25 protein-coding genes are annotated in these 25,787 nt (G+C 54.3%); 18 read left to right on the plus strand and 7 right to left on the minus strand.

Translation table 11 applies throughout. The features are described 5' to 3' along the window. The first annotated feature begins 155 nt into the window (after window positions 1–155). Entirely contained in the window at window positions 156–1,712 is a 1,557-nt protein-coding gene (locus tag NYE24_RS27265) for a cobyric acid synthase (RefSeq protein ID WP_342479306.1), read from the plus strand. Between the two features lie 2 nt (window positions 1,713–1,714). Further along, window positions 1,715–2,041, plus strand: a complete 327-nt coding sequence (locus NYE24_RS27270) for a YnfA family protein (RefSeq protein WP_342477126.1) — start codon at window positions 1,715–1,717, stop codon at window positions 2,039–2,041. 105 nt (window positions 2,042–2,146) lie between these two features. Here the strand turns inward: NYE24_RS27270 and NYE24_RS27275 are convergent, their stop codons facing one another. Next, window positions 2,147–3,835 carry a methyl-accepting chemotaxis protein gene (locus NYE24_RS27275; RefSeq protein WP_036696006.1) on the minus strand — a complete coding sequence of 563 codons (1,689 nt, stop codon included), beginning with the start codon at window positions 3,833–3,835 and terminating at the stop codon, window positions 2,147–2,149. Window positions 3,836–4,136: 301 nt separating this feature from the next. On the opposite strand from NYE24_RS27275, the gene NYE24_RS27280 reads away from it, so the two are divergent. Continuing rightward, a complete protein-coding gene (locus tag NYE24_RS27280) occupies window positions 4,137–4,844 on the plus strand; it encodes a queuosine precursor transporter (RefSeq protein ID WP_036696009.1) in 708 nt (235 codons plus the stop codon). Between the two features lie 113 nt (window positions 4,845–4,957). Here the strand turns inward: NYE24_RS27280 and NYE24_RS27285 are convergent, their stop codons facing one another. Next, window positions 4,958–6,052 carry a Xaa-Pro peptidase family protein gene (locus NYE24_RS27285; RefSeq protein ID WP_036696011.1) on the minus strand — a complete coding sequence of 365 codons (1,095 nt, stop codon included), beginning with the start codon at window positions 6,050–6,052 and terminating at the stop codon, window positions 4,958–4,960. A 201-nt stretch (window positions 6,053–6,253) separates the two neighbouring features. Between NYE24_RS27285 and NYE24_RS27290 the strand changes: the two genes are divergently transcribed. Both NYE24_RS27290 and NYE24_RS27295 read left to right on the plus strand, forming a co-directional pair. Continuing rightward, window positions 6,254–7,093 (plus strand): SDR family oxidoreductase, encoded by an 840-nt coding sequence (locus NYE24_RS27290; protein WP_342477127.1) that lies wholly within the window; start codon window positions 6,254–6,256, stop codon window positions 7,091–7,093. Window positions 7,094–7,215: 122 nt separating this feature from the next. Next, window positions 7,216–7,719 carry a GNAT family N-acetyltransferase gene (locus NYE24_RS27295; protein ID WP_076159163.1) on the plus strand — a complete coding sequence of 168 codons (504 nt, stop codon included), beginning with the start codon at window positions 7,216–7,218 and terminating at the stop codon, window positions 7,717–7,719. 19 nt (window positions 7,720–7,738) lie between these two features. On the opposite strand, the gene NYE24_RS27300 is transcribed toward NYE24_RS27295, so the two are convergent. After that, complete coding sequence (locus NYE24_RS27300) at window positions 7,739–8,092, minus strand: helix-turn-helix domain-containing protein (RefSeq protein WP_036696016.1); 354 nt, start codon at window positions 8,090–8,092, stop codon at window positions 7,739–7,741. Window positions 8,093–8,182: 90 nt separating this feature from the next. Here NYE24_RS27300 and NYE24_RS27305 point away from each other — a divergent pair, with 90 nt between their 5' ends. From NYE24_RS27305 to NYE24_RS27325, 5 genes are all read left to right on the plus strand, one after another. Next, window positions 8,183–8,443, plus strand: a complete 261-nt coding sequence (locus NYE24_RS27305) for a YqkE family protein (protein ID WP_036696017.1) — start codon at window positions 8,183–8,185, stop codon at window positions 8,441–8,443. A 392-nt stretch (window positions 8,444–8,835) separates the two neighbouring features. Further along, entirely contained in the window at window positions 8,836–10,284 is a 1,449-nt protein-coding gene (locus NYE24_RS27310) for an RtcB family protein (protein ID WP_342477128.1), read from the plus strand. 2 nt (window positions 10,285–10,286) lie between these two features. After that, window positions 10,287–11,573, plus strand: coding sequence for an AAA family ATPase (locus tag NYE24_RS27315; RefSeq protein WP_036696021.1), 1,287 nt, complete (start codon window positions 10,287–10,289; stop codon window positions 11,571–11,573). Between the two features lie 266 nt (window positions 11,574–11,839). Next, entirely contained in the window at window positions 11,840–12,343 is a 504-nt protein-coding gene (locus tag NYE24_RS27320; RefSeq protein WP_341029345.1) for a sigma-70 family RNA polymerase sigma factor, read from the plus strand. Next, the gene (locus tag NYE24_RS27325) at window positions 12,336–13,538 is read left to right on the plus strand and encodes an anti-sigma factor (protein ID WP_076159174.1); all 1,203 of its coding nucleotides are present in this window, start codon (window positions 12,336–12,338) and stop codon (window positions 13,536–13,538) included. Before NYE24_RS27320 ends, NYE24_RS27325 begins: the two co-directional genes overlap by 8 nt. 69 nt (window positions 13,539–13,607) lie before the next feature. On the opposite strand, the gene NYE24_RS27330 is transcribed toward NYE24_RS27325, so the two are convergent. Further along, a complete protein-coding gene (locus NYE24_RS27330; protein ID WP_342477129.1) occupies window positions 13,608–14,180 on the minus strand; it encodes a DUF1629 domain-containing protein in 573 nt (190 codons plus the stop codon). 241 nt (window positions 14,181–14,421) lie between these two features. Here NYE24_RS27330 and NYE24_RS27335 point away from each other — a divergent pair, with 241 nt between their 5' ends. From NYE24_RS27335 to NYE24_RS27345, 3 genes are read left to right on the plus strand one after another with little or no spacing between them, the layout of a single operon-like run. After that, window positions 14,422–14,928, plus strand: coding sequence for a metallophosphoesterase (locus tag NYE24_RS27335; RefSeq protein WP_036696029.1), 507 nt, complete (start codon window positions 14,422–14,424; stop codon window positions 14,926–14,928). Window positions 14,929–14,940: 12 nt separating this feature from the next. Further along, a complete protein-coding gene (locus NYE24_RS27340; protein ID WP_036696032.1) occupies window positions 14,941–15,402 on the plus strand; it encodes a GNAT family N-acetyltransferase in 462 nt (153 codons plus the stop codon). 21 nt (window positions 15,403–15,423) lie between these two features. Next, the gene (locus NYE24_RS27345; protein ID WP_076159177.1) at window positions 15,424–16,137 is read left to right on the plus strand and encodes an HAD family hydrolase; all 714 of its coding nucleotides are present in this window, start codon (window positions 15,424–15,426) and stop codon (window positions 16,135–16,137) included. 93 nt (window positions 16,138–16,230) lie between these two features. On the opposite strand, the gene NYE24_RS27350 is transcribed toward NYE24_RS27345, so the two are convergent. After that, window positions 16,231–17,343, minus strand: a complete 1,113-nt coding sequence (locus NYE24_RS27350) for an FAD:protein FMN transferase (RefSeq protein WP_342477130.1) — start codon at window positions 17,341–17,343, stop codon at window positions 16,231–16,233. Between the two features lie 243 nt (window positions 17,344–17,586). Here NYE24_RS27350 and NYE24_RS27355 point away from each other — a divergent pair, with 243 nt between their 5' ends. Beyond that, window positions 17,587–18,159: a TetR/AcrR family transcriptional regulator gene (locus NYE24_RS27355; protein ID WP_036696040.1), complete on the plus strand. Its 573-nt coding sequence runs from the start codon at window positions 17,587–17,589 to the stop codon at window positions 18,157–18,159. A gap of 200 nt (window positions 18,160–18,359) precedes the next feature. Then, entirely contained in the window at window positions 18,360–20,114 is a 1,755-nt protein-coding gene (locus tag NYE24_RS27360) for an SGNH/GDSL hydrolase family protein (protein WP_342477131.1), read from the plus strand. A 254-nt stretch (window positions 20,115–20,368) separates the two neighbouring features. Here NYE24_RS27360 and NYE24_RS27365 read toward each other — a convergent pair whose 3' ends face one another. Beyond that, a complete protein-coding gene (locus NYE24_RS27365) occupies window positions 20,369–21,301 on the minus strand; it encodes a glycosyltransferase (protein ID WP_342477132.1) in 933 nt (310 codons plus the stop codon). A 233-nt stretch (window positions 21,302–21,534) separates the two neighbouring features. Here NYE24_RS27365 and NYE24_RS27370 point away from each other — a divergent pair, with 233 nt between their 5' ends. The 3 genes from NYE24_RS27370 to NYE24_RS27380 all read left to right on the plus strand — a co-directional run bounded on the left by NYE24_RS27370 (window position 21,535) and on the right by NYE24_RS27380 (window position 23,650). Further along, a complete protein-coding gene (locus NYE24_RS27370; protein WP_036696047.1) occupies window positions 21,535–22,260 on the plus strand; it encodes a DsbA family oxidoreductase in 726 nt (241 codons plus the stop codon). Window positions 22,261–22,460: 200 nt separating this feature from the next. Further along, on the plus strand, window positions 22,461–22,778 hold the full coding sequence (locus tag NYE24_RS27375; RefSeq protein WP_342477004.1) for a transposase: 318 nt from the start codon (window positions 22,461–22,463) through the stop codon (window positions 22,776–22,778). An 11-nt stretch (window positions 22,779–22,789) separates the two neighbouring features. Beyond that, window positions 22,790–23,650, plus strand: coding sequence for an IS3 family transposase (locus tag NYE24_RS27380; protein ID WP_342479201.1), 861 nt, complete (start codon window positions 22,790–22,792; stop codon window positions 23,648–23,650). 532 nt (window positions 23,651–24,182) lie between these two features. Here NYE24_RS27380 and NYE24_RS27385 read toward each other — a convergent pair. Beyond that, window positions 24,183–25,763 (minus strand): oleate hydratase, encoded by a 1,581-nt coding sequence (locus NYE24_RS27385; protein WP_076159182.1) that lies wholly within the window; start codon window positions 25,761–25,763, stop codon window positions 24,183–24,185. Between the last annotated feature and the right edge of the window lie 24 nt (window positions 25,764–25,787).

The following is a 25,787-nucleotide window of genomic DNA, read 5'->3' on the forward strand; positions in this document are numbered from 1 at the left end:
ATACGCCGCACCACGCCCGGCGGCCAACACCTGCACCGCCGCCAAGCGCCGGGAGCAGCAAGAAAGCGAGGAAGATGAACATGGAAGATACAGCCGCATACACAGGCGCAGCCCGGGCAGCGGAAGCCGGTCAGAGTCGGCCCGGCGCTGTGCTGATGATCCAGGGGACAGCCTCCGATGTCGGCAAAAGCCTGGTCACCGCCGCCATAGGGCGGATAATGACCCGGGACGGCTACCGGACTGCCCCGTTCAAGTCGCAGAATATGGCGCTGAATTCCTATGTCACAGCGGACGGCAAGGAAATCGGCCGTGCCCAGGGGATGCAGGCGGAAGCCTTCGGCATTACGGCTACCAGCGATATGAATCCGATTCTGCTGAAGCCCTCCGGGGAGATGAGTGCGCAGATTGTTGTGCACGGGGTGCCGCATGCTGCGCTCAGCGCGAGGGAATACCGCGAGAAGTTCCTCCCGGAAGCCAAGGGTACCGTAATGGATGCACTCGGACGGCTGCGGGAGGCCTATGATATTGTGCTGATGGAAGGCGCGGGCAGTCCGGCGGAGATCAATCTCAAGAGCCGGGATATCGTCAATATGAATCTGGCCGGATGGGCAGATGCACCCGTGCTGCTGGTCGCCGACATTGACCGGGGCGGGGTCTTCGCCTTCATCGTCGGCACCCTGGAGCTGCTGGAGCCGCATGAACGCGCCCGGGTCAAAGGCTTCATCATCAATAAATTCCGCGGGGATGTCTCCCTGTTACAGCCCGGACTGTACTGGCTGGAGGAGCGCACAGGCATCCCGGTACTCGGGGTGCTGCCGTTCCTGCCGCAGCTGCGGATTGAGGCGGAGGATTCCGTAGTACTGGAAGGAACGTCCGGCCGCCAGCGGGAGGAGCCCGCGAAGGAGCTAGATATCGCCGTCATCCGTTATCCGCGGATCTCCAACTTCACCGACTTCGATCCGCTTCAGGAGGAGCCGGATGCTGCCGTACGTTATGTGCAGTCGGCAGATGAGCTTGGAACACCGGATGTGATTATCCTGCCGGGCACGAAAAACACCGCTGCTGACCTGCAATATCTTCGCGAGCAGGGGTTCCCGGCCGCAATCGAGCGTGCGCTGGAGCGGGGAACGCAACAGCTTGCCGGGATCTGCGGCGGGTATCAGATGCTGGGCTTGAAGCTGCTTGATCCCCATGCCGTAGAGAGTGCGGAACCGGGAGAGAGCGAGGGGCTGGGCTATCTGCCGCTCTCGACAGCGTTTCTCCAGCACAAGACTACGGTGCGGGTGAGCGGCGGGCTGGCTGCGGATCATCCCCTGCAGTTAAGCGACGCAGCCACTGGCGTAACACCGGAAACATTGCCTGTCGCCGGTTATGAGATACATATGGGAACAACCACGAACCATGACCCGTCTTCCGTGCTCAGCCTGTTTACACTGGCCGCATCGGAAGGGCAGGCAGTGCCGGAGGGCTGGGGGACCCGGGACGGCAGAGTCTGGGGCAGCTATCTGCACGGGCTGTTCCACAATGATGCTCTGCGCCGGAGCTGGCTGAACGGACTGCGTATCTCCAAGGGACTGGCACCGCTACCCGCCACCTTCTCGGCTGCTGCACTCCGTGAGCAGGAATTCGACCGGCTGGCAGATGCTGTAGAGTCCCATTTGAATATGGCTGCGGTATATGCAATTATGGGCCTGCCGGGAGGGGGAGAATAGCGATGCTGCTTGCTGTGCTGCTGTTTGTCATAGCTGGTCTCGCTGAGATCGGCGGCGGATACCTCGTCTGGCTCTGGTTGCGGGAATCGCGCCCGGTATGGTATGGATTAGCAGGCGCGGTTATCCTGATCGCCTATGGTATAATCCCGACCCTGCAGAAATTCCCTTCGTTTGGCCGGGTATACGCTGCTTATGGCGGAGTATTCGTCGTGCTGGCTGTACTGTGGGGCTGGCTGGTGGACCGTAAGACGCCGGATCTCTACGACTGGATCGGAGCCGGCATCTGCGTCATCGGGGTATCCGTCATTTTATGGGCGCCCAGGCACTGAGCAACTTTCTTCACTTTTCCCCAAGAAAAAGCAGTTCCAAAGGCCGCATCGCCTCGGGAACTGCTTTTTCTATTAGTTAATTTAGTTAAGTAGCGCTTAGCGCCCTCAAATCTTAAACTGCTGAGCGGCTTTTTGCAGCTTCACGGCCTGTTGGTAGAGGTGCTCGACGGTCAGCGCGTGGCCTTCCAGCTCCTCGTGCTGGCGTGCCGAGTTGTCGGCAAGTGTGTCTGCGTTCTGCTGCGACTTGGCGGTAATCTGCGCCGTTTCTTCTACAGAGGCACTGACTTCCTCGGTGCCTGCCGAGATCTGCTGAGTGGCAGCAGAGACGGACTGAATACTGTGATTGATGCTCTGAATGAGGATCAGCAGGTGGTTAAAAGCATTACCGGCTTCGGCCACCTTGTTCATTCCGGAAGCCACTTCCGCATTGACATGGTTCATTTCGGATACGGACTGAGTCATATCTGCCTGCAGACTCAGCAGGAATTCGCGGATCTGCTCGTTGGATTCCTTGGACTGCTCGGACAGCTTGCGCACTTCCCCGGCCACCACAGCGAATCCGCGGCCATGCTCCCCGGCACGGGCGGCCTCAATGGAAGCATTAAGCGACAGCATTTGAATCTGCTTGGTAATCTCGGTAATCCCCTGTACGACCTCCCCAATCATCAGCGAGCGTTCGTTCATCAAGCGGAACTGCTCCAGCGACTGTTCGGAGGCCTGCTCTACCTGGCGCATCTGCTCCACTGCACTCTGGGCAATATCATTGCCGCTCTGGGCCTCGGTGGAAGCCTCGCTGATCTGCTCGGTGACCTCACCGGCGGCGGAAGCAATATGCTGGATACCCATATTGATCTCATCCATGGCCCGGGAGTTATCCATGGCACTGCTGGCAATCATGGTACTGCCCTTGCCGATCTCCTCCACAGAGACCGCTGAATGTTCAGCCATCTCATTAAGGATCTGGACACGCGTTTTCAGATCATTGGAATCGGCTACTACTGTCCCGGAGGTATCCAGTACATGTCCGATCATCTCCTTCAGGCGCTCACTCATGATGCGGAAGCTCTCGGAGAGCTGTCCAACTTCATCGGTACCCTCCAGAGTCAGCGCTTCGGTGAAGTCGCCGCTTGCCAGCTTGTTGCTGTAGGCAGCAAGCTTAGTGATCGGACGGGTGATTCTGCGGCTCATGAAGCCTGCGGCAGTGACCCCTACCAGCAGTGCCAGCAGGGTAATTCCTGCGCTTGTCCATAGGATGCTGCTCATCTTGTCTTTGACGAAGTCCATATCTGCGCTTGCAGCTACAATCATGGTCGTTCCGGGAACGCCGACATAGGCACTTTTATGTATACCATGGCTATCACTATACATTTCACTAAGTCCAGTTTTTCCTTTGGAGGCTTGCTCCATGGCAGGAGATACTTCTATTACTTCATCCGGTTTGAGCTTGGCACCATGATCTGCGGTCAGGACAGTGGCCTGGCCATCCTTCAGATTGATGAGGAAGATAGTATCCACATCCAGCTTTTTACGCTTATCCTCCAGATAGAATTCGACATTGGTCCTAGCCTGCTCATTCTTGTTCAGGGTCTGCTGCGCACTGGTTGCATTCAGGTTCTTATAAGCATCCTGGGCGGCGGCACTCAGAGACTTGTCGATCTGCGGAATGACATAGCTGTTAATGGTGCCGATAGATATAAGGTAGAAGCTGATACTCAACGTAAGAGAAGTGAGTAGCAGAACGACGAACAGCAACAGCGTGAACTTGCGACTAATTGATTTTTTGAAGCCAAACATGGCATTCGCTCCTTTTTACGTGAAATGCATCTTAATCTCCATATTCTATAGAATTAACCTCCGGTTGAATAGTGAAAAATTGCTATATGCTGCATTATTTTCAGAAATACCTGAATATTTAATGACTCTATCACTATTTCGGCAAAAAGAAGCAAGGAATTGCTGCTTTTCTGAAAATTTAAAATTTCATAGCATGTTAGCTTTGTATGTGATAGAGTGGTTATGTTTTGTTTCTTGACTATTGTGATCCGCGGTTCGTAACCATCCCGCGTAACCAAAACTAGGAGGAATACCAGGTATTATGTTTAACTTGTTGTGGGGCGTTTGTTTTGTTGTCGTTAATTTTGTGTTTTTTCTGCTGTGCTACCGCTTATTCGGTAAAAAAGGGCTCTACGCCTGGGTCGGTATGGCGACTGTAGTCGCTAATATCCAGGTCGCCAAGACCATTGCAATGCCGTTCGATATCGTGATGACGCTGGGCAATACGATGTATGTCACGCTCTATATGACCAGTGACCTGCTCAATGAGCGGTACGGCCGGGCTGAAGCCCGGAGTGCTGTGTGGTTCGGCTTCTTCACGCTGCTGATGACGACCGTCATTATGCAGATGGTGCTGGTATTCAAGCCGCAGGAGACGGACATTGCCCAATCCGCGCTGCAGACGATATTCGGCCTGATGCCGAGACTGGCGCTGGGCAGTCTGACCGCTTATTTTATCAGCCAGTTCCTGGATGTACGGCTCTACGCCTGGATCCGGAAGTATTACGGCAGCTCTAAGCAGCTATGGATCCGCTCGAATGGCAGCACGATGATCAGCTCCTTTGTCGATACGCTGATCTTCTGTACGATTGCTTTTGCCGGAACCTATGACATGAAGGTGTGGACCGAGATTCTGCTGACCACCTACCTGTCCAAGTTCATCCTCACGGCCGCCGGCACGCCGGTGCTGTATCTGGGCCGTTCCTTCAAATTTGCCGAGGAAGAGCAGAAGCCTGCTATCCGGGAGTAAGCCTTCCCATCATAAAGCCCCAGCCCCCGAAGATCCGGGTGACTGGGGCTTTTGTGTGCCGTGAAGTACAGTAGGCTCGTGCACTAACTTGAAACTTCCTGCGTTCAGCTGAATTACAGGTTAAGCACGGTCCATTCTTTAGGGAAGCTGGTCAGCGTCTGCGGACCTTCGGCGGTGACCAGCACATCGTCCTCAATACGCACACCGCCGAGACCCGGCACATAAATCCCCGGCTCTACGGTGAAGACGTTGCCGTTCTGGATAATATCTGTATTCAGTCCGTGCAGCGAAGGGTACTCATGGGTGTCCATGCCCAGTCCGTGTCCGACACGGTGCATGAAGTACTCCCCGTAACCTGCGGCGTCAATCACATCACGTGCGGCCTTGTCGACAGAACCGAAGGACGCTCCGGCCACGGAGGCGGCAATGCCCGCTTCATTGGCGGCAAGCACAGTACTATATATATCACGCAGTCTGCTGTCCGTTTCTCCCACCGCGAAGGTGCGGGTGATATCGGAAGCATAGCCACCGGCATATACACCGAGGTCGAACATTAACAGGTCGCCCGGCTGAATAAGGCGTTCGCCCGGTACGCCGTGAGGCAGGGCCGTGTTCGAACCGGACAGCACCATCGTGTCGAAGGAGGGGCCGGAGGCGCCGACTTTTTTCATCAGATACTCCAGCTCTGCTACCAGTTCAATCTCGCTGACTCCGGCTTTGACATGCGCCAGACCCTGGCGGAGAACCTCCTCCACCAGCTCGGCGGCATGCTTCATGATACGTACTTCCTCCGGGGTCTTGACCGCGCGCATGGCCCGGAGCAGATGGCCGATATCCTGATAGGAACCTGCGGCGACCGCCTCTGCGAGGAGCTCATACCGGCTGACGGAGAAGTGTTCCTTCTCGATGCCGATGCTGCCCAGAGTAACACTGCCGAAGCGTGACTTCAGCAGAGCGTACGGGTTGTCCGTGTCGCTGTGTGTCAGAATTGTCTTCACCAAGGAGGCGGCATGCGCGGCTTCGGCGTCCAGCGCCGGAACGATCAGCACCGGTTCTTCACCCCGGATCAGCAGCAGGCCCAGAAAACGTTCATGCGGGTTGCTGGCAAAGCCCGTCAGATAGTACACATGCTTAGGATCGGTTACGAGCAGGGCATCCAGGCTTGCGGCCGCCATGTCCTGCTCCAGTTGTTGCAGAGCTGCATTCATTTCAATAGTTCCCCTTTCATCTACACGCTTGAACAGCAATGTTCCTATTATAATTCATAATCCTGAAGCCTGCACATCCCGGACGAAGACTATGTTAACTCTCTGAAATGATGTAACATGAGCTTAGCGCATATACTGGATATGGAGTAAGTTAGGCCGGTGTTTGAGCTGTGCCGGCCGGCGAGGAAGGGGAGGAAGTCCATGCAAGGCACAACCGTACTGATCACCGGTGCGAACTCCGGGATGGGACTGGCTACAACCGTAGAAATGGCCCGCAGGGGAGCAACTGTCATTATGGCCTGCCGCAGCCTTAAGCGGGGGGAAGAGGCGCTTGCCGAAGCGGTGCGGCAGAGCGGCTCCAGCCAGATCCGGCTGATGCTGTGCGATCTCGCTTCCTTCGATAGCATTCGCGCTTTTGCCGGGGAGTTCACTGCCGAATATCCGGTACTGGATGTTCTGATCAATAACGCAGGGGTGGTCGCGCTGAAGCGTGAGCTGACAGCAGATGGCTACGAGCTGGATCTGGGCGTGAATCATCTGGGGCATTTCCTGTTGACCCGCCTGCTGCTGGATAACCTCAAGGCTGCTGAGCAGGGCCGGATTGTGGTTGTGGCTTCGGGAGCCTATAAGATCGGCAAGCTCTATCTGGAGGATCATACGTTATCCCGTGGCTTCAATCCCGCCAAGGCGTACGCCCGCTCCAAGCTGGCGAATATTCTGTTCACCCGTGAGCTGGCGGAACGCTTGAAGGGAACGCAGGTGACGGTGAACAGCCTGCATCCGGGTGCAGTAGGAACGAGCATCGGCGTGAACCGGGAGACTGGCTTCGGACGCAGGGTTCTGAAGCTGATGTCCTACTTCTTCCTCACTCCAGAGCAGGGAGCGGATACAGCCATCTATCTGGCAACTGCGCCGGAGCTGGACGGGGTAAGCGGGCAATATTATTACCGCCGCAAGATCAAGGAGCTGACGCCACGGGCGGAGGATACAGAAGCGGCCGCACGATTATGGAAGTGGAGTCTGGATCAGACGGGGCTTTAGTAAAGCCGTTTCAGTAGGGTTGCTTCAGCATTGCTGAAACTGTGGAACTGCTGCGTAATAGGACCGGCTTGGAGTATAATTACGGTACGTATGCTTATACCACAATTAGGAGGAAATAGAGCATGGAATGGCAGGCTTATACCATAGAGGATGCACGAATTGAGGATTTGGGAGCGATTGTGGAGATCTATAATTCGACGGTTGCCGGAAGAGTGGTAACTGCGGATCTTGAACCGGTTAGCGTGGAGGAGCGGGTGGGATGGTTCCATGAGCATAGCAGCCATCACCGGCCGCTGTGGGTACTGAGACAGGGCGGCGAGATTGCGGCCTGGTTCAGCTTCCAGTCATTCTACGGACGTCCGGCTTATAATGGAACAGCAGAGATTAGCGTCTATGTAAATGAGAAATTCCGCGGCAGCGGTGCGGGAAGTATTCTGCTCGCCAAGGCAGTGGAGGAATGTCCGCGCCTTGGGCTGCAGAATCTGGTCGGGTTCGTATTCGGCCATAATGAGCCCAGCCTCGGCCTGCTGCGGAAGTTCGGCTTCAAGGAATGGGGGCTGCTGCCTGGAGTCGCAGTGCTTGACGGCATCCCGCGCGATCTGGTCATCATTGGCCGCAAGCTGTAAATATATAAATAGACAGGCCTTATTGAGGTTGTGTAGGAGGGCTGAAGGCGGAACGGCATTCCTCTTCCGTAATCCATGATTCCGACCAGACCTGAAGATCGCGAATGACGGATTCCAGCGCCCGGCCTTTGCCTGTAAGCGAATATTGGATGCGGACGGGGGTATCCGGGAACACCTCGCGCAGCACGATGCCTTCCTGCTCCAGCTCCTTCAGCCGTTCAGACAGCAGCCTGCCGCTGACAGGCAGTGAGGACTCGATTTCCCCGAAGCGCTGGGGGCCCTGGAGCAGCTGATAGATGATTAAGCCCGTCCAGCGTCTGCCGATAATATCCATGCTTTTTTGTAATCTTGGACATAACTCTGTGTATTTCATTAGGCTCACCTCTTACTGTACATTATAAACGAATTTCCCTGTACCTAAAACAAATTTGAAGGATTATAGCTGCATGAAAGGATGATTCCCATGGCAAAAAAGAAGAAGAATACACCGGCCCCGCGCCCTGCGGCAACGGATGCCCCGGCAACCCTGAAGGATATGCTGAGCGGCGAGGTGCTGGAGAAGCTAAAGGCGCAGTCCGATGCGCTCAAGGCAGAAGAACAGAACAAGAAGGAGGCTGTCCTAAAGGCAGCCGAGGATAAGCGGAAGGCGGAGCAGAAGCGGCTGGAAAATGATTTCGGCCATCTGCTGGAGAACAGCAATCAGGACTGGTCCAAATTTAAGTAAAATAATTCTTTACCAGAATAAGGGTTGACAATCTGCTGCAAGGCCATATATTATTGGGTTTATCATTTAGAGAAGGGAGGCTGATGAGTCATGATTGGAACAAATAAACGGAACAGACAGCAGGATCACCTCACAACCGCATATGTACGATCTGATCTCATCGCCTTCGTCCGGAAGACATAATATGCAGGGTATTGCTGCTGATGTCTGAACTGAATACAGGTGTGCTTTGAACGGGTGCAAGCTTCAACGGGAAGCTGCACTTAGCGCGCCGGGAGCCGCATGATCAGAACTGGTCTGCGGCTCTTTTTGTGTACCTGGAAACTCGGAATTTGCTGAACCCCTATGGAAACCTAACCAGAAACCCAACCTGAGAGGAAATGAAAATAGATATGAATAGCATGGAGCACCAAGCGGAGGAAATGTCCCGCTATAAACATGAGGTGGCCCTTCCGGGCGGCGGCCTCAAAATCTACGCAAGTGAGCAATTATTCGGTACGCTGGATTACAAGGTCCTGGAGATGGCTAACAATAATCTGCAGATTCCCGGCATCGAATATATGAGTTATACGCCGGATGTGCATGTAGGCGTCGGAACCTGCATCGGTACAACCGCTGTCTGGGATGCCCAATCAGGCTATGTGTCGCCGTCCATTGTGGGCAGTGACATCGGCTGCGGGATGCGCGTGCATCTGACCAACCTGCATATGGATGATCTGCGTGAAGTGAAGCTGCGCCGCAAGCTGGTCCGCGCCATTGAGAAATATCTGCCGATGGAGGCCCAGCAGCGCGGCCACTACAGTGATATCCGGCTGGAGAATATCGTACGCAAGGGGCTGCACGGCCTGTCGAACAAATATATCCCGGACAGCTACACGCCGAAGAAATCAAGTGCGCTGTCCCATGTGGAGATCAGCAAGCTCGGCTTCGATGAAGAGATTCTGAATGAGCTGCCGGACATTGCCTGGCACCGGGGCCACCGCCAGCTTGGAACTCTTGGCGGCGGCAATCATTTCGTGGAGATTCAGGCAATTGAGATCGCAGAGGAGCAGCGGGAAGTAGCCGAAGCCTGGGGGCTGAAGGATGGGCAGATTGCCGTTATGATCCACTCCGGCTCACGGGCCTGGGGCGGTATGGTCAATCAGTTCTGCACCCCGGCGTTCGCCAAGGTCATGGGCCAGCTGGGGCTGGGCAGCGCTGATCCGCGCCTGATCTATGCACCTCTGGCGCATCCTCAGGCTCAGCGCTATGTTAATCTGATGTACTCGGCACTGAACTATGCGGTTGTGAACCGTCACCTGATTGCTTATGGAGTCCGTGAGGGCTTCCGGGATGTCTTCGGCACGAAGTGCGAGCTGCGTACCCTTTACGATCTGATGCACAATTACGCCTGGGAAGAGAAGACTTCCTCAGGCAGCAAGTTCGTCCACCGTAAGGGGGCTACCCGCGCTCTGCCGGCAGAGCATGCGGATAATCCGCGCCCTTATGCAGCGACTGGACATCCGGCGCTGATTCCCGGCTCGATGGGCACCGCATCCTATATCATGGTCGGCCAGCCCGGCGGGGAAGAGAATTATTATTCCATCTGCCATGGTGCAGGACGTATCCGTTCCCGCTCGGCCACCAAGCGGCTGGTGAGTGTCCAGGAATTCTCCCGGTCGATGAAGGTAGGAACGGAAGATGAGATTGTTGTGAACCAGCATTCCCTGGAATCTATTATTGACGAATCTCCCCAAGCCTATAAGAATGTAGATGAGATCATAGAAAGCGTTACGGGCGCCGGCCTGGCTGCCGTGGTGGCCAAGTGCAAGCCGCTCGCAGCGATAAAGGGGACGAAATAAGGATGGAGCAGGAGAACAAGAAACCGGCTGTAATCTATGAATATGATGAAGAGAGAGCCGGAATTATCAAAGGCTACGATGTGTACGCCCGTCTGGTGGACGGCATCCTTGAAGCCCTCTACACCCGGTACGGTGTCCGTTACGAGCTGTATGCCAGCGATGATCCCAACAGCGAATACTGGAAGCTGCTGGAGAACGATGTGCAGAGCGGGAATGATGGTGTGGAGCATGTGGCGCGGATTTTTGACCGTCTGGAGGACCGGACCTTCGTGTTCGATGATGAGAAGGAACAGCCGGAGTATCATATCCATCTGTCGGTCCGCAATAATGTGCTCGCTTATCCGGCGATGGGCATTGCGCTGGCACGGGTTCCGGTGTTTCAGGAGAACGGGATTAACTTTCAGGATTATGTGTTTGCCGCATCGGATGCTCAGTTGCAGTTCTTCCTTGGCAATGTGCGCAAGCGCCAGCGGGAGCAGAATATCAACAAGGTGACGGTGTTCACCGACCGGCGCAACGGGATTTCCCGTGAGGATGAGCCGATTACGCGTGCGGTTAGGCGCGAAGAGGTGATTTTGGATGCCGGTATCAAAAAAGAGATCTACCGCTCGCTCGACCAGTTCTTCGACAGCGACCGCAGCTTCTATGTCACCTATGATATCCCGTACAAGCGGGGGATTCTGCTCTACGGGCATCCGGGCAACGGCAAGACCACTCTGGTCAAATCCATTGCCGGAAGCGTGCCGGGACCGGTGCTCTATTGGCAGATTACGGAGTATACGAGCAGCGAATCGGTGAATGAGGTGTTCGAGGCTGCAGCCCGGCTGGCGCCGATGGTGCTGGTGATTGAGGACATCGACTCCATGCCGCAGGAGGTGCGCTCCTTCTTCCTGAACACGCTGGACGGGGCGACCTCCAAGGAGGGGATCTTCCTGATCGGCACGACCAATTACCCGGATAAAATCGACCCGGGTCTCATGAACCGCGCCGGGCGCTTCGACCGGGCCTACGAGATCAAGATGCCAAGCGAGGCACTGCGCCTTGAATATCTGCAGCTGCGCGGCTTCTCCGCCTTCGCAGGTGAGGAAGGCACGGCCACCGCTGCGCGTCTGACCGGGGATTTCTCCCTGACCCAGCTCGGCGAGCTGTATGTCAGTGCCGCACTGGAATGGCATGAGAACGGCACGGCAGATGTGGAGCTTCTGGTGCGCGGTATGCGCGGCGAGCTGGACAAGGGCCGCAAACGGGAATGGATGAAGGACGCTTCGTCCAGCATTGGATTTTATTGAGCCGCCGGGGAACAGAGGCGGAATAGCAAGTACTTGAGGGAGCCGTGAGGCTCCTTTTTGTTCGTAATGTCCAGGAAATGATGACGGGGAGGCGCATCGACCAAATGTAATCGAAAAACCGATCACATTCTAAATAAGCGTATCCATGCTACCTATGGTTCACACGTTAGAGCAAACTTGTTTAGGGTTCCAATGTATTAAGGGAATTTCCTGCAAAAGTGTAACTTTTCGCGTGCTCATACGTGGATGGAGTAAGGGGGGAGGAGATGGAGCCGAATTCGCTGGATGAACTATATGAACAATATGTTGACGACATCTACCGCTATCTGCGCTCCCTCTGCCAGGACCATCATGCGGCTGAAGATTTGATGCAGGATACCTTTTACCGGGCGTATCTGTATCTGGAGGATTGCCGGGAGGAGCGGATTAAGCCGTGGCTGTTCCGGGTTGCATATAATGCATTCGTGGATTATACGCGCAAGGAGAAGCGGAGTGTGGCGAAGGAAGGCGCTTATTTCAGCAGCCTGCCCCACCCGGAGACGACGGAAGGCACTCTGCTGAAGCAGGAACGCTGGGAGGAAGCAGCGCGGGCACTCAGCCAGTTGCCGGAGGGGCAGCGTCATGCCCTGCTGCTGCACGATGTGCACGGGCTGAGCTATAAGGAAGCCGCTGACATTATGGAGGTAGGCTTGTCCCAATACAAGATACTCGTATTCCGCGCCAGGCAGAAGCTGCGTGAGGCGGATCGGAGGAGGAATGAGCATGAGTGAGGAATTTAAAGAGAAGCTACGCAGGTACAGTGAGGGCACCCTCCCGGAGGAAGAGCGTGAGGAGCTGGAGAGTGAGCTTGTGAAGCTTGAGGCGTATCAGCTGTATCTGGAGGAGCAGATGGAACGGGAAGAGCAGGACGGGCAGGCCACTGGGAGCTGGACCAAGACGGATACGCAAGCTCCAGGGTTCAAAAAGGCGAAGAAGAAGCGAAGAGAGAAGTCCATTATTCGCCGGGGCAAATGGAAGGCGCGGATTAACAATACACTTACTGTATTTTCGGCGTTCCTGATCTTTACGGTTATCACCAGCATCATTACAACAGTCTTCTACAACACCGGCGACCGTATGAATACCTACCGTGATGTGGTAGAATCAGCGATTGCTGTTACCCGTCCTAACACCACGGTACGGCTTTCAGCGGATGTACATTATTTTTTCCGGCTGGAGTTATCCGGGAATCTGCTGAAGCAGGTGGGCAGCGAGAGTATTCAGGTGGGCAGCTATACCCAAGATCTCCATCTGGGACTAGCTAATATTAGTAAGTTTAATTGGACGGATGAGCGGAATGGGTCTGGAAAAGTGTTCTATTATCCGTCTGCGGAGGGGACTGCCAGGGGAGGAGATGACAATAATCAGTGGAAGAGGCTTGCAAAGCTTCCTGAAGGTACGGTTGCCGAGGCGTATTTGTCACTCAGCCATTTATATACCACAGATGAGCTGCTGAAGCAGCTGGAGCCGCTGAACCTTCAACCTGTCTGGTTCGGAGCAGATACCGGGCCTTGGGAGAGGGATAACGATGTGGTCGTACACCCGCTTGGCTTCCCCTATCAGCCTATGTGGCACGCGGATGATATGAAGAGATCAGAGGTCACCAAGGAAAAAACAGGCTGGTTCAGCTCCGTATCCTCATTCAGCAGCGTGTCGCCTTCCGTTGAGTCTTACGGGAGCGGCGCGTTGCGGGATGCCAATTTCATCAAGACCCTTAAGCTGCTGCAGCAGCATCAGACACTCGCGGGCAGAGCGGCGTATATCAATCAGTTAGACACCTCTGTGGCTTATCTGGAGAAGAACGGGGTGAAGCTCTATGGGGCCGTTGTCACCGGACCGGTCAAGGAACTGCTGAAGCTGCGCGAGGCTTCATGGGTGAGTCACCTCCAGGTGGGGGAAGTGCGGCTGTGGAACTGGACGGAGTGAGGATCGCAATACAGGATAATGTCCAAGAGCCGCAGTTTACAGCGCTTCCCGGCAAGATACAAGTCAGCATCAGATGGCGATGACCTGTAGCTTCAATTTGTGCTTTTGGCATAGGGCGTAGAATTCACCAGAGATGATAGGCTGCATCACGTACACGTGTGCCAGCAAGAAAAATTCCCGCCCGGCAATTTTGCCGGAATCGAGAACGAGCCTGGAAATTACCTTGACGGGCTTGCGCGGCGGCTGGTGCTCAGAAGCAGCGATCACCGCTTTGCGTCCGTATTCTGATCGTTCGTAATCGAAGCCATCCACCCGGTCCGGCAGATGCGCGATCCAGTAGGTCCGTTCAACCGGGAGGCCATGATGATAGCGGACAACGGCGGGAATAAACTGCACGTTTGTGTCGGTTTGCTCCAGTAGCGCTTTGAATGCATCTGATACCACTCTTGTGCCCGTGACCGTCTCGAAATAGTCCACCTTCAAGCTGCGGACTGATGACATAAGCTCGACTTCAGCTTTTGTATCAACGGGCAGCGGGCCGTCTACAGCTATATAGTTGGTGTCCAGTTCAGGAATAAAGGTTGTGCCGCCGCTGATAAATCCGCTGCGGGGATATTGCGGTTCGAGCAAATAGTAGTCCATACGCACTATCGCTCCTTTCTGAATTAAAGGTGCGTTCATTCATTATAGGGTTCGCAAATGCAGAAGAAAAGCGCCTTGCCGGGCAAGGCGAAGCGGCGGCGGAAGCCGGGCCTCCCGCTTGCATTCCCTCTTCAGGGCATCGTACAATGATAGAACGTAAACTTGGATTTGAACATAACAATGGCTGGGAACCGCAGTTTACCGCGCTTCTTAGCCATTTTGAATAAGGAGGAGAAGGCAGATGAAGATTGGAGTTGTGTCGGATACCCATCTCTCAAGCAGGGCCAAGGGCTTGCCGTCCGTGCTTATGGAAGAATTCCGCCAGGTGGATATCATTCTGCATTTGGGAGACTGGGTGTCGCCGGAGATCTATGACATGCTGTCCGAGCTTGCCCCGGTGGAGGGGATTGCCGGAAACAATGATGGCTATGATATTATTGAGCGCTTCGGCGAGAGTAAGATTCTTACGTTAGAGGGCATGCGCATTGGAATGATTCACGGACACGCGCCATATTCCCGCAAAGGAACGGATGGGAATGCGCTGCTGGCCTTTGAAGGCCAGGATGTGGACTGCATCCTCTTTGGCCATTCCCATCAGCCGCTGATGCGCCGGGAGAACGGGATTCTGCTGTTCAATCCGGGCTCGCCTACGGACAAACGCCGGGAGAAGCAGTATTCGTTTGGTCTGATGGATATTGAGGACGGTACAATTACCGCCCGTCATGTCTTTTACGATTCCAGGGAATAAGGGGGCGTACCTTTGCTGAATTTTCGCTTTGAACGTGCGGGTCTTGAGGATGTGGAGGAGCTTGCACCGGTATTTAATGACTACCGCAGCTTTTACGGCCAAGCTGCCGACCTGGAAGCTGCCCGGGAGTTCCTGACGGCAAGACTGCAGCATGAGGAATCGGTTGTCTTCATGGCGGTTGCCGGTGAGGGTGAAGACAGGCAGGTTCATGGATTGGCGCAGTTATATCCTTCGTTCTCTTCCGTTACGCTCCAGCCGGTATGGATTCTGAATGATCTGTTCGTGACGCAGAAGCAGCGGGGACAAGGACTGGGCTCATTGCTGCTTGAAGGCGTGAAGGGCTTCGCCCAGGGGACAGGAGCCAAAGGCCTGACGCTGTCCACCATGATGGACAACACCGGTGCACAGCGTTTATACGAAGCCCATGGATATGTGCGGGACGAGAGCTTTTACAATTATTATTTATATTTCTAAAGCAGGGTTAGGAGAGTTAGTGTGACGGAGACAAATGGTAAGCTGGCTGTGTTTTTTGATCTGGATGATACGCTGTATGACCACCTGCTTCCCTTCCGGGAAGCCGTACGTGAGGTGTTGGCCCCTGAGGAGGACAAGCTGGATTACGCAGAGCTGTTCTACACGGTAAGACATCACAGTGATTTGCTGTGGCCGAAGTATCTGCGCGGGGAGATGGAGCTGGAGGAGACGCGGGTGATGCGGCTGGAGCTGGCTTTTGACGAATTTGGCTTGCCGCTCTCCCGGGAGCAGGCGGTGCAGATACAGGCCTCCTACATTGCCCGCCAATATACGATTGAGATGATTGAAGGCGTAGCGGAGCAATTGCAGCGGTTCATTAGCCAAGGGCACCCGGTAGGCATTATCACGAACGGTCCGCAGGAGCACCAGATGGGCAAGCTGCGCGGGCTGGGGATCGACCGGATCATTCCGCCGGAGATGATCTTCATCTCGGATGCGGTCGGTCTGGCAAAGCCGGACCCGGCCATCTTCGCTCATGTTAACCGTGTGACGGGAACGGTGCCGGAGAACAGCCTCTATGTGGGCGATACCTGGGCCAACGATGTGGTCGGGGCGCTGGCTGCGGGCTGGAAGGTATGCTGGTACAATCCGCGCGGGCGAGAGCCGGGGACGGATCATAGGCCAAGCCATATTTTCACGAATTATAAAGAGTTCAGCGAGCTGCCGCTGGTGTGATATTCATACAGAAAAGGTGCCCTCCGTGAGTAGAAGGCACCTTTTTGTTTATTTTACCTGGAAGCTACTTAGCTAGATCAGCACCAGACTCCGTTAATTAGCGAAGCTATAAGTCGGATCGGTCAGATTCAGCCGCTTCTTCAGCTCAGAGGTGGCATAGATCTTGTTATCGTTCGTAATGAAGAAGGCCTCAACCTTCTCCGGCAGCGCTTCGAGATACTTCATGCCTTCTTCCAGGCCCATGAGGAACACACCAGTGGAAAGAGCGTCCGCATCTGTCGCATTGGGGCTCATGATAGTGATACTCTTCAGCCCGTTCTGGGAAGGGAAGCCCGTGCGGGGGTCGAGGATATGGTGGTAACGCACCCCGTCCTGCATGAAGAAGCGCTCATACACCCCGGAAGCATCAATGACCTCATCGGTAATTTTAATCGTGCCGAGCTGGGTGCCCCGGCTCTGATCGGGGTCTTGCAGGCCGATATTCCACTGGGAACCATTTGGCTTATTGCCAAGGGCGATAATGCTGCTGCCCCCGAGATTAATCATCGCGCTGTTCAGGCCCTGAGCCTTGAGATAGTCGGCGATCCGGTCAGCCGCATAGCCCTTGCCGATTCCGCCCATGTCCAGCACCATGCCTTCTTTGGCTAACTTCACCGTCTTCGCGGCTTCATCTACAATAACATCCTTATAGTTGGTCAAGCTGCGCGCCTTGTCAATCGCTGCCTGGTCCGGCACGCGCTCTCCGCCTTCGCCGATGGCCCAGAGGTCGACCAGCGGCCCGATGGTCGGATCGTAAAGCCCGTCCATTTCCTCTGCATATTTGAGGGAGAGCTTCACGATATCCAGCGTTTCGTCAGACACAGCAACAGCTTGCTTACCGGCGGCCTGATTCACTGCGTACAATTCCCCGTTCGTCTTGGTGCGGCTGAACTCAATGTCCATCCGTTCCAGCATGGCCTGAATGTCGTCCATATTCTTCTGCTTCACTGTATCGCCGAACACCTTGATATTCACGACGGTGTCATAAATATAAAATGTCTGTTCCAGGGATTTCGTATCGCCGGTTCCAGTAGCAGCAGGACTGTCTTCACTCTTATTGTTGCCTACTGTAAGCCAGATTACCACAGCCGCAGCGATAACAACGACGAGCGCGGCCAGAATTACAACGGTTTTTTTGTTCTTAGATGTTTTTTTGATTTCAGACATATTCCACCATCCATACAATTAGTTTCGTGGTTGCATCCTTACTATCATACCCCAGAAAGAACAGCAATGGATACTCATTTGATGACATTTTGTGCGAAAGCGCGGCTTGCCGAAGGGGGAGGCTTGTGATATTTTCAAAAGATAAGGCTATACATTATCCTTCTATTTCCCGCTGAAACGGTACCGTTCCTTAAAAGGACGGCAAAGCGGTTTCCACTTGTTTACAGTAAAGGAGCATGACCTATGTCTATTGACCGTAAAGCTTTAATCCTGCAGGCTGCAACCCTGTCCTTTGTACAATTCGGCTATAAAGCTACGACGATGGATCAGGTATCCAGAATCGCCAATGTGGGCAAGGGCACGATCTATACCTTTTTCAAAACCAAGGAAGAACTGTTCGAGGAAATTCTGGGCAAGGCCACAGCTGAATTAACATCGGTGATGAGCCGTGTGGCTGCGCAGCAAACTTCCTTCGTGCATAAGCTGCTTCATCTGCTGGACTCCATTCTGGAGTTCCGCCTGGACCATGAGCTGTTCGTGAAGCTGGCGCAGGAGGTACGTGATATCGGTACGGCCCAGGCGCTCGAAGGCGTGAAGCGGATGGAGGGTTATGCGCTGGAGTTCCTGCAGCAGCAGATCGAGGAGGCCATCGGGAACGGAGAAGTGAAGGCCTGCGATGCCAGTGTGGCGGCGTTTATGATTCTGCGGATGTATCTGGCGCTGACTACGGAATGGAACAAATCCCATGAGCCGCTGGATCAGAACAAGATCAAAGAGCATATGATTCTGTTCATCTCCACCGGAATGCTGCAATAGAGACAAACTAACGAATTGTTGTAATAACTAAACAGAGTTTCAGGTTGTACGTTGAGCTGCTCCAGACCCCAGGCTATAATGAAATCGTTAATGCAGACTATTATGGCGCAGCTGAAGTCAAGAGCGGGCATGGCGGCGGATGAGAGCTGTCCTGCTCCTGATGAGTGAGAGCGCCTTCAGACAAAGTGAGGCTGATGGATATGGAAAAGTATAGCAACAGTACCGGGCTTGGCGGGCAGGAGGGTCCGGCGGCACCCCAAGATCCAGTGGAGCGCCGGGACGGCTTCTTCGTCATGTTCGAGACGGCGATTGAGGCAACCGCCCGGGCGGAGGGCAAGCCCTCGCAGGAGGTCTATCTGGAAGGCAATTATCTGATCGATAAAGCCAAATACATAGGCGGGGTTACGGATGAGCAGATGCTGGCGATGCTTAGAGACTGGACCGGCTTCCGCAAGCTGGTGCACAGCATTGGTGTATCTGTGAAGACGGGGGAGGAAGGGACAGGGGTCACTTTTCTCCTGCAGAATTGGGGCAGAACCAGCAAATATGAGACTGGCACGCAGCTGCGGGTCCCCTGCCCTGGCGATGGAACGGAAATCCTAGTGAAACTGGAGGAGACCGAATGGTCTGAGGAGGATGTGGCTCCCGGCAAATATGCCTTTGAGTTCAACAACGAGGGGGAACTGGCGACAGCGAGCATCGTTCTCTACCTTAATGACGGGTACACGGCACCTGAGCTGACAGCGGAACCTCCCGTAGACTTCGATTCGTCTGCTTATCGTGCAATGATTGCGAAGTCTCTGCTGCATACGGGCAATAACCGGCGGTTGAAGCGGGCTATGGACAAGGCTGCAAGCGGCGAGGATGTGACGATTGCTTATATTGGCGGTTCCATCACACAGGGTGCAGGAGCCAAGCCGATCCATACAGAATGCTATGCTTATCAGTCGTACTTGAGATTTAAGGAGCTATTCGGCAAGGACGGTGGAGAGAATATTCATTTCATCAAGGCCGGGGTTGGCGGGACGCCCTCCGAGCTGGGGATGATCCGCTATGAGCGGGATGTGCTGAGGGATGGTGCAGCCGCTCCTGACATCGTAGTGGTGGAATTTGCTGTGAATGATGAAGGGGACGAGACGAAGGGTAACTGCTTCGAGAGCCTCTGTCTCAAAATTCTGTCTGCCCCGAACCATCCTGCTGTCATCCTGCTGTTCAGTGTCTTCGTGAATGACTGGAACCTGCAGGACCGCCTCTCCCCGGTAGGCCGACGCTATAATCTCCCGATGGTCAGTGTCAAAGATGCAGTAACAGAGCAGTTCCGGCTGAGCAAGGCCGAAGGAAATATCATCTCCAAGCGGCAATTCTTCTACGATATTTATCACCCTACGAATGATGGGCACCGCGTAATGGCGGATGCCCTGGGCTACCTGTTCTCCGAAACCGCCCGGGCGGGGATGGATGAAGAGGGCGAGGATACGCTGACGGGAGCGCCTGTGCTCGGCAATGATTTTGCCCATGTCCGGCTGCTGGACCGCATAAGTGATCTGGGCAGTACAGGTGCTGCGATTGCTATTGAAGCAGGCGGCTTCGACGGTACGGATGAGGAGCTGCAGCAGGTGGAGATGGATGCCAATCCGTTCGGCACTCCGCAATTCCCGCATAACTGGATGCACACGGCTGCGTCTGGTGAGGATCGCTTCAGGCTGACAATCACCAGCAAGAATCTGATCCTGGTCTTCAAGGATTCGGGCAGCCCGGATGTGGGCAAGGCGGAGGTCTATGTGGACGGCAAGCTGGTTCTGACGGCAGATCCGCATGTGAATAGCTGGACCCACTGCAACGCTGTGATTCTGTATAAGAATGAGCAGAGCGTGGAGCATGTGGTGGAGATCCGGATGGCGCCGGAGGATCAGGAGAAGTGCTTCACCATCCTGGGCTTCGGGTATACGGCCTAAGAACCAAGTAGGTAAAAGGGTGTCATCGGGGCAGCACTAAGCTGCTTCGGGGGCACCCTTTTTGCGATTTATCATTCGGATAAGGAGTAATGAGAGGTGGCGAGGGAAATGGGGCGAATGTATGCGGAAAACCGAATACGAAGTAATGTGCTGACCAGAAGGTGTATGAACCGGATGTATGGGGCACAGGGCCTCATACATCCTTTAACTGTTTGGTTCTGTGCACACTAGCGGTTTTTCGTGGAGTTCTGTGCCTAGTCCAGCATAAATTCCCTGTATTTATTCTTGCGGGGATTAAGCACGAACAGAATGCCGCTGGCGTAGCCGGAGACGGCATTGAAGTTCCGCTTGAGCGTAGATTTGACGGCGAGGTAAGACAAGGTCCAGAGCAGAGCTGCATAATTCTTCACGGGTGCTTTGCGCAGATTCAGCAGATAATAATGATTGACTGCGGTCGCCCGTGCGACCCGGCCTGCCTTGTCGCGCGAGCTGGGCGATTCATGATGCATGATTTTCAGCTCCGGGTTAATCACCAGCTTGCCGTATCTGCTCGCCAGATGGCACATATAGATATCGTCTGCTACTGCGTAGCTGGTCATCCAGGGGTACGGCTTCATATCCCGCAGCGCCGAGCTGCGGAAGGACATATTGCAGCCATGGAAGAAGTCCGTCTCAAAAATATTCTCCGTCTCCCCCCATAAGAGAAGAGACCCGGCCAGTGTGCTTGCCGACAGTCTGCCTGGCGAAGCCGACATTTGGCAGGTCAGCCTGCCGAGCAGCTTGCCCGATTTGCTGCTGGAGAGACCCTTGGCGATTCCGCCGACCCCGACAATGGACGGGTCTGAGGCATAGGTATCGAGCATCCGGCGGATATAGAACGAATCGTCCAGCTCCGCATCGTCATCGAAGCTGAGCAGAATCTCCCCGTCGATGAGCCCGAGGGCCTCGTAGCGGGAGAGCCAGACGCCGGGCTTGGTTTTGCGGTAATAACACAGGCTGGCATCTGGAAGACGCCCGAGCACCTCACGGAAATACTCCAGCACCCGTTCTTCGATCTCGCCGTCGTCCACGATCAGCAGTTCGATGGAGACATCCTCCAGGCCGGTCTGCGCGCCGATGGATTCAATGCAGAGGGTCAGATCGCTGATCCGGTTACGCGTGGGAATGACTATAGACAGGTCATGCATACCGTTGACTCCTTTCGGGACTTCTTAGTTGCTCTAATTTTACCTGTCCGCCCGGGCGGACGTATATACCTCTTTCGTTTACTTTTCTCCCGGAAGCCAGCAGAGGAGAGAGTGTGCGGGGCATTTAGCGAGCAAGAATTGTTCAGAAAGTTTGTTTGTAATTTTCGGTTTTTAACTATATAATAGTAAGTGAATAGCAATACAAATACCATTACCATTCAGGAGGAATTCCCATGAGAATAGATATATGGTCTGATTATGCCTGCCCGTTCTGCTATATCGGCAAAAGACGGCTGGAGCACGCGCTGAGCCAATTCCCCGGCCGTGACCAGGTAGAGGTCGTGTTCCGCAGCTTCCAGCTGGACCCGAATGCACGCACCGATGAGACGAGAGATATCCATGAGCTGCTGGCCGGTAAATACGGCATGACCCGTGACAAGGCCAAGGAGATGAACGCACAGCTGGCCGAGCAGGCGCAGGGTGTGGGTCTGGAGTTCAATTTCGATACAATTCAGTCCACGAATACCTTTGACGCTCACCGCTTGAGCCATTATGCTGCTACTCAGGGCAAGGCTCCGCAGATGACCGAACGGCTGCTGCGTGCGTACTTCACCGATTCATTGAATCTGGGTGACCGCCAAGTGCTGGCTGAGCTGGCTGCCGAGGCCGGACTGGATCAGGCCAAAGTGGCTGAGGTGCTCGACAGTGAGGCTTATGGCGACCGGGTAGAGGCTGACATTGAAGCTGCCCGGCAGCTGAACATCACCGGCGTTCCGTTCTTCGTCTTCAATAATAAGTACGCAGTATCCGGCGCACAGCCGGGTCCGGTCTTTACTGAAGTGCTGGACACGGTATGGGCGGAGGAGCAGAAGGGTCCAGAGCTTCAGGTGGTCGGCCAGCCGAAATCCGGGGCTGCACCGTCTGATGACGGCTGCGATGACGGCTCCTGCAGCATCTGATTGTGATCAGAGGCAGGCTTGAAGTAAGCGTTGCTGCGTGCTGTGCCTGGACGAACGAGTCTGGTTACGGACTACAGTTCCGCTAATCGCGCCAAAAGGCCATTTTGGGCAGCTTGCCGGACTCTGTGCAATTAGAATAAAAAGTGGACGCCACGTTAAGAGACACTGGATAATAGGCTTAACGAAGGAAGGTGTCCAATGTGGGGGAACGACGGCAACGATACAATGAAGAATTTAAGAAGCAGACGGTGAAATATGTGCAGGAGCAGACCAAGAGTATAGGGGATATCTGTGAGGAGCTGAATATCCCCAAGAGTACAATTCACCAATGGATCTCTCAGTACCGCCAATTCGAGCAGGAGGCCATTCACCATCCGGAGAAAATGCGTCAGATTGAACAGACGCTTAAGGATGCCGAAGCGGAGAATCACCGCAAAGAACGTGAAATCGAGGACCTGAAAGAAGAACTGGCCATTCTAAAAAAGGCGCTGCACATCTTCAGCAAAGAAAAGAACTAAGGTTCCAGTTTATCGAAGATCACCGCTCGGATTTTCGATTGGAGAAGATGTGCAAGGTCCTAAAGGTATCCCGAAGCGGGTACTACAAATGGCGTGCGGCAGAGCAGCCGGTACGCCTCGAGCGAAAAGAGAAGCTGATTCAGCGTATTCGGTGGTATCACCAGGATTCAGGGGGCACCTACGGCAGCCCAAGGATTCATCGGGAACTCCAAAAGGAGGGCTGGAAGGTCTCCGAGCGTACCGTCGGCCTGTTCATGCGCGAGCAAGGGATACGTTCGTGTATGGCCCGTAAATATCGGGTCACGACCACGGATTCGAATCACAATCTGCCGATCGCGCCCAATGAACTGAAGCAAGACTTTTCGGCCACAAGGCCAAATGAAAAATGGGTGGCCGATATTACGTACATTCCATGTCGCCAAGGCAAACTCTATTTGGCGAGTATTCTGGACCTGTATACGAAACAGATTGTGGGGTGGAAGCTCAGTGACCGGATGACCACAGATCTGGTTCTAGACGCCCTCAAGCAGGCCTACAAGGCGAAAAAGCCTGGGAAGGACCTGATACACCACTCCGACCGAGGATCTCAGTATGCCTCCAAGGATTACCGGAAACAGCTCCAAACCTATCGTATGAAAGCGAGTATGAGCCGCAGGGGCAACTGCTACGATAATGCTTGTATAGAAGCGTTCCACAGCATTCTGAAGCGCGAGTTGATTTACAGTCATCCAAAGTTTAAAACCATGGAAGAGGCATACCAAAAGCTATACTGGTATTTGGAGTTGTTTTACAACCGTAAGCGTTCCAACAGTACTCTGGGATACATGTCGCCAGTGCGTTTTGAGCAACTTTACTACCAGACAGTCGTTTAATTGGGCGTCCACTTTATTGACAGAAGAGCACTGAGGACGCTATGCAGAGGTTTTTTAAGCAAAATTGCAGGATATTCGGCACTTAAGCGCACTTGTGTCCGCAACGCTGCCGCAAAAGATGATTTGGTACAAATAAGCGCACTGGAGTCCGCCGCTGGAGTCTGTGTAACGTGATCCATCCAGTCAGGAGGCTTCGGCTAATCGGAAAAGGCTGTAAAATATGGAATTCCCGCCGTCACTGGACCTTCTTAGCAAGGTTGCAACAAATGGACGCACGAAACCCCCGCCGCATGAAATTCATGCAGCAGGGGTTTTTGTTGCTTACAGAGACCACAGGCCTGGCGCGGGAAACCGAACACAATCGCAGCTACGTGGGCAAGTGGTCCAAATGTATGCGGAAAACCGAACATATTTGGACCGCCGCGGCTGTACATGTGTGAATCCGGCTGCCAGTCCGCGCGCCCAGCCCGCCGTCCTCAGAGGGCGGGCTCAACGTCCGGGCGGGCAACACCGCAGTAGCTGGATCAGGCCGTTACCGGAATGAGGTTATTAGACTGGAGAACAGTGTGCGGACATCGTTCTGGTACGCATTGATCGGCTCTACCGGGCGGTTCACGCCGAACAAGGTGTAGACGGCGATACGGGCGGCACGGACTGAATATTCTTCCGTGAAAACGATATCGTCCGGGATCTCGCAGTATTGGCTGATAAAGGCCAGGTTGGTGGAGCCTTCAGGCACTACCTGCGGCCGGTCGCTATTCAGGCGCGGCATGAACTGGGAGGTGATATATGGCATCATGCAAGGAATACAGTTGGCGGTAGCCATGATCTCTTCCTTATGCGCCTCGAAGTGCAGATGTCCGATCAGCTCCTCCATAATTTCTTCGCCGGTACAGTCGCACATTTTTTTGTGTACATAATCGCCGACCTTGTCCGGGTACAGGCCATATCCCCAGAAGACTTTGACATGCTCCGGCTGGTTGCGGAAATGTGGCTGGAAGGCCAGCACGACCGACATGAACCAACTGGAATCCTTGAACGTTACGAGTGCGCCGGTACCGGCCCGGTTGCGGGTGAACTTCTCCATCAGGTCGAAGAACTTCGAGTCCTGGAAGGTCACCGTGAAGGATTCCCATTTGGATTCATCCACATGATCGTCGAAGGAAGAAGGATTACCGAGACCTGGCTTCTTCGCGGCGATCGTCTCCCACAGCTTCCATGAGCTGCCCTTACCGTTCATCCCGGGAGCGGAGGTCATTGATCCGAGGCTGGAGCCTTCGGTCATCGAGCCGTTCGTCACAATGACCCGGTCACCTTCATTGACAGTAATGACATCCTCCACGCCATCGCGGACGACCTTCATCGCGGTTACTGTAATGCCGTCGCCATCTTTGAATTCCAGATCGGTTACCGTACATTTCAAGGTGAAATCTACGCCCAGCGGCTCCAGATATTGATGCAGCGGCAGAATAATCGAATCATATTGGTTGTATGGGGTGCGGGTTACGCCTTCAAGCGTTTGAATTCTAGGGAACTCGTGCATGAAGCGGAGCATATACCGCTTGAACTCAACCGCACTATGCCAAGGCTGGAAAGCAAAGGTGGTTGCCCACATGTACCAGAAGTTCGTCGTGAAGAAATGCGGTCCGAACCAGTCGTTAATCCGCAAGGTGCCCAGGGCTGGCTCCGGCGTAATGACCAGCTTGCCCATGGCCAGGCGGTCTGCCATATCGAAGCCCATTGAGGTGACATCCAGAACCTCACCCTTGCTGTTGATTAGCCGTGCCTGGCCGCGGGTTGGATTGGACTCGTCAAATTGAACGATTTCTTCCCGCAGCGTCATCCCCGGCTGGTCAATGGACGGAATGGTACTTAATAGCTCCCACAGGTTCTCATAGGTCTCATCGTTCAGCATGCGGCCGCCGCGAATGACATATCCATGCTCTGCATCGCCGGCTCCGTCATTGCTGCCGCCAAGGATCTTCATCTCTTCAATAATGTGAATGTTCTGTCCGGGAAAATTGCAGTCTCTAACCAGATAGGCCGCACCCGCAAGGGATGCAATGCCACCGCCTACGAAATATACCTGCTCGTTACCGTACTCTTTTTTCACTGATTACCGCCTCCATAGATTTGC

Origin of the sequence: Paenibacillus sp. FSL H7-0350 (assembly GCF_038593195.1) — a bacterium.
GTDB lineage: Bacteria > Bacillota > Bacilli > Paenibacillales > Paenibacillaceae > Paenibacillus_AQ.

Excerpts from the sequence above, each read along its gene's own strand:
- NYE24_RS27360 (WP_342477131.1), top strand. The coding sequence starts at position 18,360 with ATGGAAAAGTATAGCAACAGTACCGGGCTTGGCGGGCAGGAGGGTCCG.
- NYE24_RS27325 (WP_076159174.1), top strand. The coding sequence starts at position 12,336 with ATGAGTGAGGAATTTAAAGAGAAGCTACGCAGGTACAGTGAGGGCACC.
- NYE24_RS27335 (WP_036696029.1), top strand. The coding sequence starts at position 14,422 with ATGAAGATTGGAGTTGTGTCGGATACCCATCTCTCAAGCAGGGCCAAG.
- NYE24_RS27330 (WP_342477129.1), bottom strand. The coding sequence starts at position 14,180 with ATGGACTACTATTTGCTCGAACCGCAATATCCCCGCAGCGGATTTATC.
- NYE24_RS27310 (WP_342477128.1), top strand. The coding sequence starts at position 8,836 with ATGAATAGCATGGAGCACCAAGCGGAGGAAATGTCCCGCTATAAACAT.
- NYE24_RS27280 (WP_036696009.1), top strand. The coding sequence starts at position 4,137 with ATGTTTAACTTGTTGTGGGGCGTTTGTTTTGTTGTCGTTAATTTTGTG.
- NYE24_RS27270 (WP_342477126.1), top strand. The coding sequence starts at position 1,715 with ATGCTGCTTGCTGTGCTGCTGTTTGTCATAGCTGGTCTCGCTGAGATC.
- NYE24_RS27285 (WP_036696011.1), bottom strand. The coding sequence starts at position 6,052 with ATGAATGCAGCTCTGCAACAACTGGAGCAGGACATGGCGGCCGCAAGC.
- NYE24_RS27315 (WP_036696021.1), top strand. The coding sequence starts at position 10,287 with ATGGAGCAGGAGAACAAGAAACCGGCTGTAATCTATGAATATGATGAA.
- NYE24_RS27275 (WP_036696006.1), bottom strand. The coding sequence starts at position 3,835 with ATGTTTGGCTTCAAAAAATCAATTAGTCGCAAGTTCACGCTGTTGCTG.
- NYE24_RS27320 (WP_341029345.1), top strand. The coding sequence starts at position 11,840 with ATGGAGCCGAATTCGCTGGATGAACTATATGAACAATATGTTGACGAC.
- NYE24_RS27355 (WP_036696040.1), top strand. The coding sequence starts at position 17,587 with ATGTCTATTGACCGTAAAGCTTTAATCCTGCAGGCTGCAACCCTGTCC.
- NYE24_RS27290 (WP_342477127.1), top strand. The coding sequence starts at position 6,254 with ATGCAAGGCACAACCGTACTGATCACCGGTGCGAACTCCGGGATGGGA.
- NYE24_RS27305 (WP_036696017.1), top strand. The coding sequence starts at position 8,183 with ATGGCAAAAAAGAAGAAGAATACACCGGCCCCGCGCCCTGCGGCAACG.
- NYE24_RS27265 (WP_342479306.1), top strand. The coding sequence starts at position 156 with ATGATCCAGGGGACAGCCTCCGATGTCGGCAAAAGCCTGGTCACCGCC.
- NYE24_RS27350 (WP_342477130.1), bottom strand. The coding sequence starts at position 17,343 with ATGTCTGAAATCAAAAAAACATCTAAGAACAAAAAAACCGTTGTAATT.
- NYE24_RS27295 (WP_076159163.1), top strand. The coding sequence starts at position 7,216 with ATGGAATGGCAGGCTTATACCATAGAGGATGCACGAATTGAGGATTTG.
- NYE24_RS27370 (WP_036696047.1), top strand. The coding sequence starts at position 21,535 with ATGAGAATAGATATATGGTCTGATTATGCCTGCCCGTTCTGCTATATC.
- NYE24_RS27300 (WP_036696016.1), bottom strand. The coding sequence starts at position 8,092 with ATGAAATACACAGAGTTATGTCCAAGATTACAAAAAAGCATGGATATT.
- NYE24_RS27365 (WP_342477132.1), bottom strand. The coding sequence starts at position 21,301 with ATGCATGACCTGTCTATAGTCATTCCCACGCGTAACCGGATCAGCGAT.